Genomic DNA, 16,756 nt, shown 5'->3' with positions numbered 1-16,756 from the left:
CGCACCCGGTCGCGGAACACGACGGAAGCCGCCGCCGGGCACGAACCGGGCGGCGGATCCCTCGGTCGATCAGGTGGGGCGGCCCGGGAACGGGACCGTGAGCGGGGTCACCCCGGCGGTCCGGCGCCAGCGTGTGGCCCGCACCGCGTAGTCGAGCAGCGCGTCCAGCGCCTGGTCCCGGTCGCTCCCCGTGGTCGCCGCGAGCGCCGCCCGCCAGTGCGCCGCCGTACGCTCCTCGACCTCCACGGCCAGCCGCAGGGCGCTCGCCCGGTCGGTGATCGGGAACGGCAGCGCGTAGCCGGCGTGGTCCGGCGGGACCGTGGCGCCCGAGGTGCTGAGCTGCATCACCAGCGCGTCCCGGCGCCGCCGGTGGGCGGCCTCGGCCTGTCGCGCCGAGGTGCGGGCCGAGCCCGAGAGCCGCACGCCGATCGGTCCGTACGCGTAGATGGCCGCGTACTCGGCGCTGAGTGCCGCTCCGAGCGCCTCGGCGGGGGTGGTCCGTGCCGCGCGCTCGATCACTTCAGGGCCTCCAGGTGGGTGGCCCGGGCGGCCGCGATCGACCCGACCAGGGCCGCGCGCTCCGCCGGGGCGGCGGCACAGGCCGTGACGGCGGCGTTCCGGGCGGCCTGCTCACTCCGGCGCAGCGCGGACAGGGCGGCGGCGGCCCCGGCCGGTGGCGTGCCGGTCGGGCTCGGCGCGGACGACGGCAGCGTCGCGCCGATGACCCGCGCCAGTTCGGCGGCGTGGGCCTCATGGGTCTCGGCGATCGGGGTGAGCCGGTCCGCCAGCTCCGGTACGGCGCCCGCCGCCGCCCGGTAACTCCCCGCGAGCGCCAGCGCCTCGTCCAGCAGCGGGTGCAGCGGATCGGCCGCCGGCGGCGGCCCCTCGTCCCGGTCGAACAGGTCGCAGCCGGCCAGCGGCACCGTCACGCCGCCGAGGGCCAGCAGCCCTCCGGCGCGCAGCAAGCCGCGTCGGGAGGGCTGGAATGTCCCGTTTCGCTGTGTAGTCGTCCCCGTCGCCACCCCACAAGTCAACACCATGGTCGGTGGTGGGCGGGCCATCGGCGTCGGTGCGCCGCCCGGCCGGGTGGACGCCGGGCGCGTTACGCTCTGCGCAGCCACCGGGCGCGTCCGCCCCGGTGGCGTGCCGGCATGGGGCGGGACCAGGTGGTCCCGCCGGGTCAGGAGAAGGGTACGTAGATGACGCAGCGTGGCCGTGCCACCAGGTCGACGGGCCGGCCCCGCGGCGGCGAGCGGCCCGGCGCCGGTGACCGGCGGCGCGACGCTGAGCGACCGCGCGGCGGTGACCTCACGGCGCGGCGCAACCGGCTGCGCGAGGTCATCGAGCCCGTGGTGACCGAGGCCGGCTACGACCTGGAGGACCTCACCGTGTCCCGGGCCGGCCGTCGGCACGTGGTGCGCGTGATCGTGGACTCCGACGGCGGGATCAACCTGGACGCCGTCGCGGACGTCTCCCGGGCGGTCTCCGCGGCACTGGACGCGGCGGAGGAGGCCGGCGGCGACATCGTCGCGGGCGAGTACCAGTTGGAGGTCAGCTCCCCGGGCGTGGACCGCCCGCTCACGCTGCCCCGGCACTGGCGGCGCAACGCCGGCCGGCTGGTGAAGGTGACCGTCCGGTCCGGCCGGGAGGGCGAGCAGCCCGCCGGCGACCGGCAGCTCACCGGTCGGGTGGTCGAGGCCGACGACGAGCGCGTCGTGCTGGAGACGGACGCCAGCCGCACCGAATGGACGTACGCGGACCTCGGCCCCGGCCGGGTCCAGGTCGAGTTCAACCGCCTCGACGAGATCGAGGAGACGGACGAGTTCGACGACACCGGCGAGCCCGGTGACGAAGACGACATCGACGACGAAGATGATGTGGAGGACGAGGAGAGGTGAACATCGACCTCGCGGCGCTGCGCGCACTGGAGCGCGAGCGGGAGATCCCGTTCGACACGATCCTCGCGGCGATCGAGACCGCGCTGTTGACCGCGTACCGGCACACCGACGGCGCCGAGCCGCACGCGCGGGTGGAGATCGACCGCAAGTCCGGCGCGGCCCTGGTGTACGCGCAGGAGGTGGACGACGAGGGCGCGGTCGTGCGGGAGTGGGACGACACTCCGCACGACTTCGGCCGGATCGCCGCCATGACGGCCAAGCAGGTGATCCTCCAGCGCCTGCGGGAGGCCACCGACGAGGTGCACTTCGGCGAGTACGTGGGCCGCGACGGCGACCTGGTCACCGGTGTGGTGCAGGCGCACGAGGCGCGCGCCGAGAAGGGCATCGTCAGCGTCGACCTGGGCAAGCTGGAGGGCGTCCTGCCGCAGTCCGAGCAGGTGCCCGGCGAGCGCTACGCGCACGGCGAGCGCATCCGTTGCGTGGTGGTGCACGTGGCGAAGGGCATGCGCGGTCCGCAGATCACGCTGTCCCGCTCGCATCCCGCGCTGGTGAAGAAGCTCTTCGCGCTCGAGGTGCCGGAGATCGCGGACGGGACCGTCGAGATCGGGGCGATCGCGCGTGAGGCAGGTCACCGTACGAAGATCGCGGTGCGCTCCACGACCCCCGGCGTGAACGCCAAGGGCGCCTGCATCGGCCCGATGGGTCAGCGGGTCCGGGCCGTGATGAGCGAGCTGCACGGTGAGAAGATCGACATCATCGACTGGTCGGACGACCCGGCGACCTTCGTCGGCAACGCGTTGTCGCCGGCCAAGGCCCTGCGGGTCGAGGTGGTCGATCTGGCCAGCCGGACCGCCCGGGTGACCGTGCCGGATTTCCAGCTCTCCCTGGCGATCGGCCGCGAGGGGCAGAACGCCCGACTCGCGGCCCGGTTGACCGGTTGGCGCATCGACATCCGGTCCGACGCGGAGCAGAGCAGCCCGCCCGCACGGAGCGGGGCTGATCACGTCCCGGAGCCGGGCGGCGCGATCTCCGGCAGCTAGGGGTAGACTTTCTCAGTGGCACGACGCGCGCGGCCGGAACGCACCTGTGTGGGTTGCCGGCAACGAGCGCCGGCCGGCGAACTGCTGCGGATCGTCGCGATCGGTGACGGGGCTGGTCACAGCCTCCGGGCCGATCCGGCCCGCAGACTGCCGGGTCGGGGAGCGAACCTGCACCCGGATCCGGCCTGCTTCGCGCAGGCGGTGCGGCGGCGCGCCTTCGGGCGTGCGTTGCGCGTCACCGGGGTCCTTGACCACGGTGCGCTCGCGGAGCACATCGATGCGTCAACCACGACGTCCGGTCACCCGACCGGACGCGGGTCGCTAGCAAGGTAGGACGACCGACATGAGCACACGATGAAGTCGCAGAAATGACCAGGCTTCAAGTGCACGAGTGAGGTCGCTGCGGGTGCTGCCCGCACGACCTCGGAGTGAGGAGTGCAGTGGCAGGCAAGGCCCGCGTACACGAGCTTGCGAAAGAGCTCGGGGTCGAAAGCAAGACCGTTCTCGCCAAGCTGAAGGAAATGGGCGAGTTCGTTAAGTCCGCGTCCAGCACCGTCGAGGCGCCCGTCGCCCGACGGCTGCGGAGCGCATTCGTCGCGTCCGCCGGCTCGGCGGCGCCCGCCGCCCCGTCGGCGGCTCCCAGCCCGACGCCGTCCCCGGCGCCGAGCCCGACCCCGGGCGCGCCCCGGGTCTCGGCCAAGCCGATGCCGCCGCGGCGGCCGGCCGCGCCGGCCCCCGGGCCGAAGCCGAAGGGTCCGATCCCGGGCCCGCCGCAGACCGCGACCCCGGTCGCGAAGCCGGCGAGCGCCCACGACATCGAGGTGGCGGCCGCCGAGGCGCGTGCCGCCGCGCTGAAGGCCGAGCAGGAGGCCGCGGTCAAGGCCGCGCAGGCCGCTCGCCAGCAGCAGCGGGAGAACGTGCGTCGGGAGCCCCCGGCCGATGGTGGCCCGTCGACCCGTCCGGGCCCGCGGCCCGGTCCGGGCGCGATGCCGCCCCGGCCCGGTTCCCCGGCCGCCGGTCGTCCGACCCCGGCCCCGGGCCCGGGTGGTCGTCCGGGTGGCCGTCCGCCGGCGCGTGGCGCCGGTAACAACCCGTTCGGCATCTCCGGCGGTCAGCAGCAGCAGCGGCCCCCGGCCGCCGGTGCCGGTGGTCCGCGGCCCAGCCCGGCGGGTATGCCGCCGCGGCCGAGCCCGGCCTCCATGCCGCCCCGGCCCAGCCCGGCCTCCATGCCGAGCCAGCGTCCGTCCACGGGCCGTCCCGGCCCGGGTGGCGCCGGTCGTCCCGGCGGTGGCGCCGGTCGTCCCGGTGGCGGTGGCGGTGGCTTCCGCGGCGGTCCGGGTGGCGGCGGTGGCGGTGGCTTCCGCGGCGGTCCCGGTGGCGGCGGCGGTGGCGGTGGCTACCGTGGCGGTCCCGGTGGCGGCGGTGGCGGCGCTCCCGGTGGCGGTTTCCGTCCCGGCGGTGCTCCCGCCGGCGGTGGTGGCCGTCCGGGTGCCGGTGGTCGCGGCCGTGGCGGCGGTGCCGCGGGTGCCTTCGGGCGTCCGGGTGGCCGGCCGACGCGTGGTCGCAAGTCCAAGAAGCAGCGCAGACAGGAGTTCGACAACCTGTCGGCCCCGACCATGAGCTCGGGTGCTCCCCGGGGTCAGGGTCAGGTCGTCCGGCTCTCCCGTGGCGCGTCGCTGTCGGACTTCGCCGACAAGATCAACGCCAATCCGGGTTCGCTGGTCCAGGAGATGTTCAACCTGGGCGAGATGGTCACCGCGACCCAGTCCTGCTCCGACGACACCCTGCTGCTGCTGGGTGAGCACCTCGGCTTCGACGTGCAGATCGTCAGCCCGGAGGACGAGGACCGCGAGCTGCTCGCGCAGTTCAACATCGACCTGGACGCCGAGGTCGCCGAGGACCGCCTGGTCAGCCGGCCGCCGGTCGTGACCGTCATGGGTCACGTCGACCACGGTAAGACCAAGCTGCTCGACGCGATCCGCAAGGCGAACGTGGTGGCCGGCGAGGCGGGTGGCATCACCCAGCACATCGGCGCCTACCAGGTCCACGTCCCGCACGAGGGCGAGGACCGGGCGATCACCTTCATCGACACCCCGGGTCACGAGGCGTTCACCGCCATGCGTGCCCGTGGTGCCCAGGTCACGGACATCGTGATCCTGGTGGTCGCGGCCGACGACGGCGTGATGCCGCAGACGATCGAGGCGCTCAACCACGCCAAGGCGGCCGACGTGCCGATCGTGGTGGCGGTCAACAAGGTCGACAAGCCGGAGGCGAACCCGGACAAGGTCCGCCAGCAGCTGACCGAGTACGGCCTGGTCGCCGAGGAGTACGGCGGCGACACGATGTTCGTCAACGTGGCCGCCAAGCCGGGCATCGGCATCGAGGACCTGCTCGAGGCCGTGCTGCTGACCGCCGACGCGTCGCTGGAGCTGACCGCTCCGATCGACGGGCCGGCGCAGGGTGTGGCCATCGAGGCGCACCTCGACAAGGGTCGCGGTGCGGTGGCGACGGTGCTGGTGCAGAAGGGCACCCTGCGGGCCGGGGACTCGATCGTCGCCGGTGGGGCCCACGGCCGGGTCCGGGCGATGCTCGACGAGAACGGCAACCAGGTCGCCGAGGCGGGCCCGGCACGTCCGGTGCTGGTGCTCGGTCTGACCGCGGTGCCGGGTGCCGGCGACACGTTCCTGGCGGCCGAGGACGACCGCACGGTCCGGCAGATCGCCGAGCAGCGGCAGGCACGGCGGCGGGCGGCGTCCTTCGCCAACTCCCGCGGTCGGGCCACTCTCGAGACGCTCATGGAGCAGCTCAAGGAGGGCGAGAAGACCTCGCTCAACCTGGTGCTCAAGGGCGACGTCTCCGGTTCGGTGGAGGCCCTCGAGGACGCCCTGTTCAACCTCGACATCCCCGAGGAGGTCCAGCTCAGGATCATCCACCGGGGCGTCGGTGCGATCACCGAGAGCGACGTCATGCTCGCGAGCGCCTCGTCCGAGGCGGTCACGATCATCGGCTTCAACGTCCGGGCCGCCAACAAGGTCCGGGAGATCGCCGACCGCGAGGGTGTGGAGATCCGGTACTACACCGTCATCTACCAGGCCATCGAGGAGATCGACGCCGCGCTCAAGGGCCTGCTCAAGCCGGAGTACGAGGAGGTCGAGCTGGGCACCGCGGAGATCCGCGACGTCTTCCGCTCGTCCAAGATCGGCAACATCTCCGGCTGCATCGTCCGGTCCGGCCTCATCCGCCGCAACGCCAAGGCGCGGCTGTTGCGGGACGGGGCGGTCGTGGCGGACAACCTCACGATCAGCTCCCTGAAGCGATTCAAGGACGACGCGACGGAGGTCCGCGAGGGCTTCGAGTGTGGTCTGACGCTGGGCGGTTTCAACAACGTCCAGGTCGGCGACATCATCGAGACCTTCGAGATGCGGGAGAAGCCGCGCGCCTGATCGCGCGCTGAAACGCTGGTCAAGGGGTTTACGCCGAAGGGCGTAAACCCCTTGATCATGCGGGGCGGGGTACGGGTATCGTCCGGGGCGATGTTCACCGGAACCGCGGTCTTCGACCTGCTGCTGCCCGGCGACTCCCGGTCGCTCAAGGCGAAGAGATCATATGTACGGCCGATCGTGGCGGCGCTGCGTCGCTTCGAGGTGTCGGCCGCCGAGGTGGGAGCGCTCGACCTGCACGGTCGGGCCGAGATCGCCGTGGCCGTGGTGGCCGCCGAGGCGGCGCACGTCCAGGAGGTGCTGGACTCCTGCGAGCGCCTCGTGGCCGGCCGTCCCGAGACCGAGTTGCTCTCGGTCCGCCGACGGCTCTACGGCGCGGAGGACTGACGCCGCCCGAGGGTCCGGGCGATCCCGCCGGGGCGGCCCGCCCCGGTCGTGCCGCCACCGGCGGCAACGCGCGCCCGACCGGGTCGCGCGGGTAGTGTTCGAAATGTTGGCCGGTCGGGGTCCGGCGGCGCCCGCGCCGTCCGCTCCGGTCGGGAGCGGGACACCGTGGAGGTGGCGGAGATGACGGATCCGGCCAAGGTACGCCGGCACGCGGAGCGGGTGCGGGAACTGGTCGCGTCGGTGGTGCGGAGCCAGATCAAGGACCCGCGACTCGGCATGATCACCATCACCGACGCCCGCATCACCGCCGACCTGCGCGACGCCACGGTCTTCTACACCGTGCTCGGCGACGCGGCGGCCCAGGCGGGCACCGCCGCCGCCCTGGAGAGCGCCAAGGGCATGCTGCGCAGCACGGTCGGCAAGGCCCTGGGGCTGCGCCACTCGCCGACGCTGACGTTCGTCCTCGACGACGTGCAGGACCAGGTGAAGCACATCGACGACCTGCTCGCCGCCGCCCGCAACGCGGACGCCGAGGTGCAGCGGCTCGCCGCCCAGGCGCAGTACGCGGGTGACGCGCAGCCGTACCGGGTGGACGAGGACGAGGACGAGGACGCCGAGACCGACGCCGAGGACGACAACCCGCCCGCCGGCCGGGACCGGCGGTGACCGGGGCGGCGGGCTCCGCCGGCGCCGTCGTCGAGGCTGCCCGGGTCGATGACGGTGGCCCGGGCGACGCCGACTGGGCCGCCGCCGAGGCGCTGATCCGGGAGTTGCCGCCCGACGGGCGGGTGCTGCTGGTCTGCCACGTCAACCCGGACGGGGATGCGCTGGGCAGCATGCTGGGCTTCGGGCTCGGCCTGCGGCGCCGGGGCGTACGCCGGATCCAGGCGACCTTCCCCGGCCCGCCGGAGGTGCCCGAGCCGCTCCGGGGGCTGCCCGGTCTCGACCTGCTCGTGCCGTCCACCGCGGCGTACCCCGACCCCGATCTGGTGATCTGCTTCGACGCGGCGAGCGAGTCGCGGCTCGGCGAGCTGGTCGACCGGTTGGACACCGCGGGCGCCGCGTTGGTGCTCGACCACCACGCCTCCAACACCCGGTTCGGGGGCGTCAACCTGGTGGATCCGCACGCCGCGGCCACCTCCGTGGTCGCCGAGCAGTTGCTGGCCCGGCTCGGGGTCGCGCTGGACGTCGAGATCGCCGAGTGCCTCTACGTCGCGTTGACCACCGACACCGGCTCGTTCCGGTTCGAGGCGACCACGCCCGCCGTGCACCACCTGGCCGCCCGGCTGCTCGCCACCGGCATCCGTCCCGGGGACATTTCCCGGCGGGTGTTCGACACCCGGCCCTTCGGCGCCGTCCGGCTCTTCGGCGAGGTGCTCGGCCGTGCCCGGCTCGACGTGTCGGCCGCCGGTGGCCGTGGTCTGGTGTGGACGTGGGCGACCCAGGACGACCTGGCCCGCCACGACCAGCGTCCGTACGTGCTGGAGGCGCTGATCGACTCGGTGCGCTGCACGGCCGAGGCGGACGTCAGCTGCGTGTTGAAGCAGACCGGGCCGGCCGAGTGGGCGGTGTCGATGCGCAGCAAGGGCGGGGTGGACGTGAGCCGCGTCGCGGTCGCGCTCGGCGGTGGGGGGCACCGGTTCGCCGCCGGCTTCACCGGTCGGGGCACGGCCGACGAGGTGGTCGAGCGGATCCGCGGCCAGCTCGACGGCGCGTTGCTCCCGGCCACCGGCGCCTGACCGCGAGGCGCATCTCCGGGTCAGCTCCGGGTGTCGCCGCCCTTCCCGGACGCGCTGCGTACGGGGAGAATCACCGAATGGAACAGCCCCGCGACCTCACCGTCGAGGCGTCCCGCACCTGGGACCGTCCCGCCCTGGCCGTGCCCGTGCTGGTCTGCCTCTCCCTCGTGGGCGGCCGGTTCGCGTCCTTCTCCACCGAGGCCAACCTCTACACGCTCGGCACCGGGGGTGTGCTGATCTGGCTCGGTCTGAGCAATCGGGTGCCGCGCCGGCCCGCACCGACCCGCCTGGGCGCCGGAGCGGTCTGGTGGGCCCTGCCGGTGGTGGTCTTCGGCGTCTTCGAGGGCGCCACCTTCGTGCTCTCGGTGGGCGACGAGTTCCCCACCTTCTCCCGGCTGGCCGATCCGCTGCTGGAGGACCAACTCGTCCGCTCGGCGGCCTGGTTCGCCTGGCTGGCGGCGTTCTGGGGACTGGTGCGGCGATGATGCGGGCGTTGGCCATCGCCGGCTTCCTCGGCGCGTTGGCCCTCTTCGCGGTCGTCGAGTGGCTGGCGCGCCGTGAGGGCTCCCGCATTCCCACGCTCGGTGAGGTGTGCGCGTACGTCATGCGCTACGAGGTGGGTCCGGTGCCGGTGGGCCGGATCGGACTCTTCGGCTTCTGGTGGTGGCTGGGCTGGCACTTCCTGGCCCGCTGACGTCGCTCGCCCGACTGTCCAGATCGCGGGAACGGCGCGCCGCGCGGCTGACTGAACGCTAATTTGGGTAGGGCCGCGTCGCATGATCGGCGCAGGTCACGGGGGTGGTGCCGCACCCGGTGCCGCCTCCCTCCAGGGTCGACCGACCCGGGCTCACGCTGCCCAGCCGGCCGCTCCGGTGACCCCGGACCGCCGTCGAGGGCGCACAGCAGGACCGCCCGTGAGGGCCGCCGTCCGACGGTGGCTCGCACCCTGGAAGGGAGCACCACGATGCCGAGCAAGCCGAAGCCCGAGACCACCGACGAGGCCCGCGAGCAGGCCCGCCGCGCGCTGCAGACGTCGATGGACACCCGTCAGTGACGGACGCCGACCGGCGGTGACGCCGCCGACGCGCCGCGCCGACCGCGTCACCGCCCGTCCGCCGTCGTAGCCCTGACCCGTCGTTCTTCGCCGGCCCCGCGTGTCCCACCAGCGCCACCGGCGCCGCCTGTGGGGTCCCGTCCGCACCGACTCCCACGGGGTCCAGCGGCGTCACTGGCGAGTCCGAACCATTCCGCCGGTCGCACCCTCGCGTGCGAAGCCGCCCACCAGCTTCGATCTCCCGCCATCGCGCCAGCCAGCCCGTTCGGCATGGCCGCCTGCGCTCTCGGCCGGCATCGCGCCAGCTAGCCCATTCGGCATGGCCGCCTGCCCTCTCGGCCGGCATCGCGCCAGCTAGCCCATTCGGCATGGCCGCCTGCGCTCTCGGCCGGCATCGCCGGGCTGCCGCCTCGGCCGGCATCGCCGGCAGCCCGGCCGGACAGTGCCACGCTGCCCAGCCTCGCCGGACGCCGCGCTGGCAAGCCAACCTCACCGCCGCGCCTGCCCTTGATGGGCCGCCGGCCAGCCACTCCATGGTCAACTCGGGATCCGGGACGTCGGTCTGTCGCTGCCGCGCCGATACCCCGAGTTCCCTGAACCCGAGTCGATCACCGCCGTCGGAGCCGGTCGGCGTAAGTTATGACCCGTCTTGCGATCCTTACCGAGACCATGCCAGGATCGGCGACGATGAGCCAGACCCTCGCCACCGCCCAGGCCGCCGCCTCACCGAGACGGATCGCCGCGCTCGCCCTGCCCGCTCTCGTGGTGCTCGCCGCCGAACCGCTCTACGTGCTGGTCGACACAGCCGTGGTCGGTCACCTCGGGCAGGTGCCGCTGGCCGCGCTCGCCGTCGGCGGCACGGTCATGACGCTCACCGCGTGGATCGGCACCGTCGTCGCGTACGGCACTACGGGGCGGTCGGCCCGCCGCTTCGGGGCGGGGGATCGGGCCGCCGCCGTGGCCGAGGGCGTCCAGGCGTCCTGGCTGGCGTTCGGTGTCGGAGTGCTGGTGGCGCTCGGCATGCAGGTCGGCGGGGGCGCGCTGGCGCGTACGCTCGTCGGCGGCCCGGGCGAGGTGGCCGACGCCGCCGCGCAGTGGCTGCGGATCGCGGCGCTCGGCGCCCCCGGCCTGCTGCTCGCCGCCGCCGGCAACGGCTGGCTGCGCGGCATCCAGGACACCCGCCGCCCGCTGTTCTTCGTGCTCGGACCCAACCTGCTGTCCGCGCTGCTCTGCCCGCTGCTGGTCTACCCCCTCGGCCTGGGCCTGACCGGGTCGGCGGTCGCCAACGCCGTCGCGCAGACCCTCGGGGGGACGCTGTTCGCCGCCGCGCTGGTGGCCGAGCGGGTCCCGCTGCGGCCCCGGCCGCGGCTGATCCGGCAGCAGTTGGTGCTCAGCCGCGACCTGCTGATCCGGGGCGCGGCGTTCCAGGCCAGCTTCCTGTCCGCGACCGCGGTGGCGGCGCGGTTCGGCGCGGCGGCGGTGGGTGCCCACCAGATCGCGCTGCAACTGTGGTTCTTCACGGCGCTGGTGCTCGACGCGCTCGCCATCGCCGCCCAGTCCCTGGTCGGTGCGGCGCTCGGTGCGGGCGACGCGGCCTACGCCCGGGCGCTGGCCCGTCGGATCGGTTTGCTCGGCGGCGTCTGCGGCGTCGCGTTCGGGCTGCTGATCGCGGCCGGCGCCGGGGTGGTGCCCGGGTGGTTCAGCTCCGATCCGCTGGTCCGCGAGCAGGCGATGGTGGCGTGGCCGTGGTTCGTGGCGATGCAGCCGCTGGCCGGGGTCGTCTTCGCCCTCGACGGTGTGCTGATCGGCGCCGGCGACGTCCGCTACCTGCGCAACCTCACCGTGGTGGCGGCGCTGGGCGGGTTCCTGCCGGCGATCTGGCTGGCGTACGGGCTGAACCTCGGGCTGGGCGGCATCTGGGCCGGGCTCACCCTGTTCGTGGTGCTCCGGCTGGTCGCGCTGCTGCTGCGGTTGCGCTCCGGCGGCTGGGCGGTGGTCGGCGCGGTCCGCTGACCCCGCCCGCCCGCCCGCCCGCCCGCCCGCCCGTCCGACCGGCGGCCGGCCCGGTCGGCCAGCCCTCCCGTTGACCCGACACCGGCCCGGCGTGCCGCCGCCCACTCGCCCGACGGTGCCGTCGCTGCGGCGGAGGATCCGTCTGGCAGGCTTGGACGACGTGAGCGCAGACGGTCTGATCGTTGTCGACAAGCCCGGCGGCATGACGTCGCACGACGTGGTGGCGCGGATCCGCCGGCTGGCCCGGACCCGCCGGGTGGGCCACGGCGGCACCCTCGACCCGATGGCGACCGGTGTGCTGGTCATCGGGGTGGGCCGGGCCACCCGCCTGCTGACGTACGTGATCGGGGCGGGGAAGAGCTACACGGCCACGATCCGGCTCGGTCAGGCCACCGTCACCGACGACGCCGAGGGGGACGTGATCGCCACCACGCCGGCCGGTCTGGTGACCGACGCGGCGATCCGGGACGCGCTCGCCGCGCTGACCGGCGAGATCGACCAGGTCCCGAGCGCGGTGAGCGCCATCAAGATCAACGGTCAGCGGGCGTACAAGCGGGTGCGCGAGGGGGAGAGCGTCGAGCTGCCGGCCCGCCGGGTCACCGTGTCCCGGCTGGAGCTGCTCGCCGTCCGGCGGGACCAGCCGGACGTGGTCGACGTGGACGTCGACGTGACCTGCTCGTCCGGCACCTACATCCGCGCCATCGCCCGGGACGCCGGCCTGGCCCTGGGCGTGGGCGGGCACCTGACCGCGCTGCGGCGTACGGCCGTGGGTGGCTTCGCGCTGGCGGAGGCGGCGACCCTCGACGAGCTGGAGCGCCGCGCGCCCGAGGTGGTCACGCTGCCGCTCGCCGCGGCGGCCGACCGGTTCTTCCCGCGCCGCGACGCGACCCCCGCCGAGACCGTCGTGCTCTCGCACGGCGGCCCGCTGGAGCCGGCCGGCATCGCCGGGCCGTACGCCGTGTTCGATCCGTCCGGCGGCCTGGTCGCTATCGTCAGCGAGCGGGAGGGCCGGGCCCGCGCGGAGATCGTGCTGGCCCCGGCCTGACGGCGGGCAGCGGGTCCCGGCCGCGCGGCCGGACCGGAGCCGGCCGGGAGCCGGCGGAGCGGGAACGGGAGCCGACCGGCGGGGTGCCGGTCGGCGGGCAGGGGAGGAGCGGCATGCAGCGGTGGCGGGGGTACGACACGGCGCCCGGTGGCTGGGGGCGGTCCGTCGTCACCATCGGGGTCTTCGACGGCGTGCACAAGGGGCACCAGGCCACCATCGGCCACACCGTCGCCCGGGCCCGTGAGCTGGGCGTGCAGTCTGTGGTCGTCACGTTCGACCCGCACCCGGCCGAGGTGGTGCGCCCCGGCTCGCACCCGGCGGTGCTCACCGAGCCGGCGCGCAAGGCCGAGCTGATCGAGGCCCTCGGCGCCGATGTGCTCTGTGTGGTGCCGTTCACTCCCGAGTTCTCCCGGCTGTCGGCCGAGGCGTTCGTGCACGACGTGCTCGTGGAGCACCTGCACGCCGCGCAGGTGGTCGTGGGCGACAACTTCCGTTTCGGGCACCGGGCCGCCGGCGACGTGGCGCTGCTGGAGCGGCTGGGCCGTACCTTCGGCTTCGGGGTCGAGGCCGCCCCGCTGGTGGCCGCCGCCGGCACCGTCTTCTCGTCCACCTACATCCGTTCGTGCGTGGACGCGGGGGACGTGGGCGCGGCGGAGGCCGCGCTCGGCCGCCCGCACCGGGTGGAGGGCGTGGTGGTCCGGGGCGACCAGCGCGGTCGCGAGCTCGGCTTCCCCACGGCCAACCTGCTCCTGCACCGCTACGCGGCGATTCCCGCCGACGGCGTGTACGCGGCCCGGCTGGTCCGCCGCGGCCAGCGGGAGCCGCTGATGGCCGCCGTGTCGGTGGGCACCAACCCGACGTTCTCCGGCCGGGAGCGGCGGGTCGAGGCGTACGCCCTGGATTTCGACGGCGACCTGTACGGCGAGCGGTTGGCGCTGGACTTCGTGGCCCACCTGCGGGGTCAGGTCCGGTACGACTCGATCGAGCCGCTGATCGCGCAGATGCACCAGGACGTGGAGCGGACGCGCCGCGCGTTGAGCTGATCCGGTCGCGCTCCCACGCCCCGTCCGGGGGCGCCGCGAACCGGGCGCGCCGCCCTTGGCCGGGCGGTTCCGGCGGTAACTGGTAGTCTGGCGGTGACGTCGGACGACCGACGTGGGGCCTCGCGTGCCTGCTCGACGCCGCGGGTGCGAGGAACCGGTCCGCGTCCGGTCCACCGGACGGGACGACGGACATTGTTGATCAACCCATCGAAACAGGGAGAACATGGCGCTCGACCAGGAAGCCAAGGCCAAGATCCGTGCGGAGTACGCGACCGCCGAGGGCGACACCGGTTCGCCGGAGGTGCAGGTCGCGGTCCTCACCAAGCGGATCGCCGAGCTCACCGAGCACCTGAAGGTGCACAAGCACGACCACCACAGCCGCCGTGGGCTGCTGCTGCTGGTCGGCCGTCGCCGTCGGCTGCTCAACTACGTCCAGAAGAAGGACATCAACCGCTACCGGTCGCTCATCGAGCGGCTCGGTCTGCGCCGGTGACGTGACGGGGGAGTGGCCCGCAGTGGGCCACTCCCCCGTTCGGCGCCACAGAAGAAAAGGGCCGCTCGACCATTCGAGAGGGAGCCGGTCAGCGCACCGGTCTCCGGTAGTGGCCCCCGGGCACCCCGGCAGTTCGCCGGCCACCCGGGCGCTTCGATCGAAGACCGGCCGTCTGGGCAGCTCCCGTGTCGCGGGCCCCCGACGCGAAGGAGCACGACAGCACCATGACCGAGACCAACCTCGGCACCGAATCCCGCACCGCCGTGATCGACAACGGGTCGTTCGGCACCCGTGAGATCACCTTCTCCACCGGCCGCCTGGCCCGTCAGGCCGCCGGCTCCGTGATCGCCCAGCTGGGCGAGACCGTCGTCCTCTCCGCCACCACCGCGAGCAAGCAGCCTCGGGAGTCGTTCGACTTCTTCCCGCTGACGGTGGATGTCGAGGAGCGCATGTACGCCGCGGGCCGCATCCCCGGCTCGTTCTTCCGCCGCGAGGGTCGTCCCAGCGAGGACGCGATCCTCACCTGCCGCCTGATCGACCGGCCGCTGCGCCCGTCGTTCGTCAAGGGCCTGCGCAACGAGGTCCAGGTCGTCGAGACCGTCCTCGCGCTCGACCCGCAGCACCCCTACGACGTCGTCGCGATCAACGCCGCGTCGATGTCGACCAAGCTCTCCGGCCTGCCGTTCTCCGGCCCGATCGGTGCGACCCGCATGGCGCACATCGACGGCCAGTGGGTCGCCTTCCCGACCCACGAGGAGCTGACCCGGGCCACCTTCGACATGGTGGTCGCCGGTCGCGCGCTGCCGGACGGCGACGTCGCGATCATGATGGTCGAGGCCGAGGCCACCGAGCACACCGTCGCCCTGGTCGCCGGCGGTGCCGCCGCCCCGACCGAGGAGGTCGTGGCCAGCGGTCTGGAGGCCGCCAAGCCCGCCATCCGTGAGCTGTGCCGGGCGCAGAGCGAGCTGGCCGAGGTGGCCGCCAAGCCGGTCGCCGAGTTCCCGGTCTTCCTCGACTACCAGGACGACGTCTACGACGCGGTGGCCGACGTGGCCCGCGCCGACGTCGCCGAGGCGCTCAAGATCGCCGGTAAGGCGGACCGCGAGGAGGCGCTCGACCGGGTGAAGGCCCGGGTCACCGAGGAGCTCGGTGAGCGTTTCGAGGGTCGGGAGAAGGAGGTCAGCGCCGCGTTCCGTTCGCTGACCAAGGCCGAGGTCCGCAGCCGGGTGCTGCGCGAGCAGGTCCGCATCGACGGCCGCGGCCCGCGGGACATCCGCCCGCTGACCGCCGAGGTCGGCGTGCTGCCGCGGGTGCACGGCTCGGCGCTCTTCGAGCGTGGCGAGACCCAGATCCTCGGCGTCACCACCCTCAACATGCTGCGCATGGAGCAGTCGCTGGACACCCTCTCCCCGGAGAAGTCCAAGCGCTACATGCACAACTACAACTTCCCGCCGTACTCGACCGGTGAGACCGGCCGGGTCGGCTCGCCGAAGCGTCGCGAGATCGGGCACGGCGCGCTCGCCGAGCGGGCGCTGATCCCGGTGCTGCCGTCGCGTGAGGAGTTCCCCTACGCGATCCGGCAGGTCTCCGAGGCCCTCGGCTCGAACGGCTCGACCTCGATGGGTTCGGTCTGCGCCTCCACGCTGGGCCTGCTCTCCGCCGGTGTGCCGCTGAAGGCGCCGGTTGCCGGCATCGCCATGGGCCTCATCTCCGACGAGGTCGACGGCAAGACCCAGTACGTGACGCTGACCGACATCCTCGGTGCCGAGGACGCGTTCGGTGACATGGACTTCAAGGTCGCCGGCACCCGGGACTTCGTGACCGCGCTGCAGCTCGACACCAAGCTCGACGGCATCCCGTCGGACGTGCTGGCCGGTGCGCTTCAGCAGGCCCACGAGGCCCGGCACACGATCCTCGACGTGATGCAGGCGGCGATCGAGGGCCCGGCCGCGATGAGCGACTACGCGCCGCGGGTCACCACCGTCAAGATCCCGGTGGACAAGATCGGCATGGTGATCGGCCCGAAGGGTCAGACCATCAACGCCATCCAGGACGAGACCGGCGCCGAGATCTCCATCGAGGACGACGGCACGATCTACGTCGGCGCGACCAACGGCCCGTCCGCCCAGGCCGCGGTGGAGCGGATCAACGCGATCGCCAACCCGACCCTGCCGAAGGTGGGCGACCGGTTCCTCGGCACGGTGGTGAAGACGGCCGCGTTCGGCGCGTTCGTCTCGCTGCTGCCGGGCCGCGACGGTCTGCTGCACATCTCCAAGGTCGGCGACGGCAAGCGGGTCGAGAAGGTGGAGGACTTCCTCAACGTGGGTGACCGCGTCGAGGTGGAGATCGCCGACATCGACCAGCGGGGCAAGATCTACCTGGACAAGGTCCGTCCGGAGGGCGCCGAGGCGCCGGCCGCCGAGGAGGGCGCCGCCGAGCGTCCGGCCGGCCGGGACCGGGGCGACCGGGGCCCGCGCGACCGTGGTGACCGGGAGCGCGGCGGCAGCCGGGGCCCGGAGCGCGGCGACCGTGGCCAGGGCGGCGGCGAGGGTGGCGAGGGCGGCGAGCGTCCGCGCCGCCGGACCCGGCACAGCTGATCCGTCC

Annotated in this window: 15 protein-coding genes and 1 pseudogene; 14 read left to right on the top strand and 2 right to left on the bottom strand. The window is 73.8% G+C overall.

Annotated features, from left to right (window positions below; genetic code table 11):
• Positions 1-69: 69 nt before the first annotated feature.
• Together GA0070620_RS13945 and GA0070620_RS13940 are read right to left on the bottom strand one after the other, a co-directional pair.
• Positions 70-519 carry a ferritin-like domain-containing protein gene (locus GA0070620_RS13945; RefSeq protein ID WP_091590907.1) on the bottom strand — a complete coding sequence of 150 codons (450 nt, stop codon included), beginning with the start codon at positions 517-519 and terminating at the stop codon, positions 70-72.
• On the bottom strand, positions 516-965 hold the full coding sequence (locus GA0070620_RS13940; protein ID WP_172836432.1) for a hypothetical protein: 450 nt from the start codon (positions 963-965) through the stop codon (positions 516-518). The genes GA0070620_RS13945 and GA0070620_RS13940 overlap by 4 nt, the downstream gene beginning before the upstream one ends.
• A gap of 234 nt (positions 966-1,199) precedes the next feature.
• Here GA0070620_RS13940 and rimP point away from each other — a divergent pair, with 234 nt between their 5' ends.
• The 14 genes and pseudogenes from rimP (at position 1,200) to GA0070620_RS13870 (ending at position 16,749) form a co-directional block, all read left to right on the top strand.
• Positions 1,200-1,898: a ribosome maturation factor RimP gene (gene rimP, locus GA0070620_RS13935; protein WP_091590905.1), complete on the top strand. Its 699-nt coding sequence runs from the start codon at positions 1,200-1,202 to the stop codon at positions 1,896-1,898.
• Positions 1,895-2,938, top strand: a complete 1,044-nt coding sequence (nusA, locus tag GA0070620_RS13930; RefSeq protein ID WP_091590904.1) for a transcription termination factor NusA — start codon at positions 1,895-1,897, stop codon at positions 2,936-2,938. The genes rimP and nusA overlap by 4 nt, the downstream gene beginning before the upstream one ends.
• Before the next feature lie 15 nt (positions 2,939-2,953).
• A pseudogene (locus GA0070620_RS13925) lies at positions 2,954-3,285 on the top strand (YlxR family protein).
• Between the two features lie 93 nt (positions 3,286-3,378).
• Positions 3,379-6,381, top strand: coding sequence for a translation initiation factor IF-2 (gene infB / locus GA0070620_RS13920; RefSeq protein WP_091590901.1), 3,003 nt, complete (start codon positions 3,379-3,381; stop codon positions 6,379-6,381).
• A 90-nt stretch (positions 6,382-6,471) separates the two neighbouring features.
• Entirely contained in the window at positions 6,472-6,765 is a 294-nt protein-coding gene (locus GA0070620_RS13915) for a DUF503 domain-containing protein (protein WP_091590898.1), read from the top strand.
• 180 nt (positions 6,766-6,945) lie between these two features.
• Positions 6,946-7,431, top strand: coding sequence for a 30S ribosome-binding factor RbfA (gene rbfA / locus GA0070620_RS13910; RefSeq protein WP_091598735.1), 486 nt, complete (start codon positions 6,946-6,948; stop codon positions 7,429-7,431).
• Between the two features lie 92 nt (positions 7,432-7,523).
• Positions 7,524-8,504 (top strand): DHH family phosphoesterase, encoded by a 981-nt coding sequence (locus tag GA0070620_RS13905; protein WP_231922428.1) that lies wholly within the window; start codon positions 7,524-7,526, stop codon positions 8,502-8,504.
• Between the two features lie 77 nt (positions 8,505-8,581).
• Entirely contained in the window at positions 8,582-8,989 is a 408-nt protein-coding gene (locus GA0070620_RS13900) for a hypothetical protein (protein WP_091590894.1), read from the top strand.
• On the top strand, positions 8,989-9,198 hold the full coding sequence (locus tag GA0070620_RS13895; RefSeq protein ID WP_172836582.1) for a DUF6186 family protein: 210 nt from the start codon (positions 8,989-8,991) through the stop codon (positions 9,196-9,198). Before GA0070620_RS13900 ends, GA0070620_RS13895 begins: the two co-directional genes overlap by 1 nt.
• Before the next feature lie 1,047 nt (positions 9,199-10,245).
• Positions 10,246-11,571, top strand: coding sequence for an MATE family efflux transporter (locus GA0070620_RS13890; RefSeq protein WP_091590888.1), 1,326 nt, complete (start codon positions 10,246-10,248; stop codon positions 11,569-11,571).
• Positions 11,572-11,695: 124 nt separating this feature from the next.
• Positions 11,696-12,616, top strand: coding sequence for a tRNA pseudouridine(55) synthase TruB (gene truB / locus GA0070620_RS13885; protein WP_377521047.1), 921 nt, complete (start codon positions 11,696-11,698; stop codon positions 12,614-12,616).
• A 113-nt stretch (positions 12,617-12,729) separates the two neighbouring features.
• Positions 12,730-13,659 (top strand): bifunctional riboflavin kinase/FAD synthetase, encoded by a 930-nt coding sequence (locus GA0070620_RS13880; protein ID WP_091590886.1) that lies wholly within the window; start codon positions 12,730-12,732, stop codon positions 13,657-13,659.
• Positions 13,660-13,882: 223 nt separating this feature from the next.
• Positions 13,883-14,152, top strand: a complete 270-nt coding sequence (gene rpsO / locus GA0070620_RS13875) for a 30S ribosomal protein S15 (protein WP_043962418.1) — start codon at positions 13,883-13,885, stop codon at positions 14,150-14,152.
• Positions 14,153-14,376: 224 nt separating this feature from the next.
• A complete protein-coding gene (locus tag GA0070620_RS13870) occupies positions 14,377-16,749 on the top strand; it encodes a polyribonucleotide nucleotidyltransferase (RefSeq protein WP_091598728.1) in 2,373 nt (790 codons plus the stop codon).
• The last annotated feature ends 7 nt before the right edge of the window (positions 16,750-16,756 follow it).

Source organism: Micromonospora krabiensis, from assembly GCF_900091425.1.
Lineage (GTDB): Bacteria > Actinomycetota > Actinomycetes > Mycobacteriales > Micromonosporaceae > Micromonospora > Micromonospora krabiensis.
Note: the sequence above shows the minus strand (reverse complement) of the source record. Positions and strands in the feature narration are given on the sequence as shown.

Coding starts and splice junctions, on each gene's coding strand:
- GA0070620_RS13890 (WP_091590888.1), top strand. CDS start 10,246: ATGAGCCAGACCCTCGCCACCGCCCAGGCCGCCGCCTCACCGAGACGG.
- rbfA (WP_091598735.1), top strand. CDS start 6,946: ATGACGGATCCGGCCAAGGTACGCCGGCACGCGGAGCGGGTGCGGGAA.
- GA0070620_RS13900 (WP_091590894.1), top strand. CDS start 8,582: ATGGAACAGCCCCGCGACCTCACCGTCGAGGCGTCCCGCACCTGGGAC.
- GA0070620_RS13870 (WP_091598728.1), top strand. CDS start 14,377: ATGACCGAGACCAACCTCGGCACCGAATCCCGCACCGCCGTGATCGAC.
- GA0070620_RS13895 (WP_172836582.1), top strand. CDS start 8,989: ATGCGGGCGTTGGCCATCGCCGGCTTCCTCGGCGCGTTGGCCCTCTTC.
- rimP (WP_091590905.1), top strand. CDS start 1,200: ATGACGCAGCGTGGCCGTGCCACCAGGTCGACGGGCCGGCCCCGCGGC.
- rpsO (WP_043962418.1), top strand. CDS start 13,883: ATGGCGCTCGACCAGGAAGCCAAGGCCAAGATCCGTGCGGAGTACGCG.
- GA0070620_RS13880 (WP_091590886.1), top strand. CDS start 12,730: ATGCAGCGGTGGCGGGGGTACGACACGGCGCCCGGTGGCTGGGGGCGG.
- GA0070620_RS13915 (WP_091590898.1), top strand. CDS start 6,472: ATGTTCACCGGAACCGCGGTCTTCGACCTGCTGCTGCCCGGCGACTCC.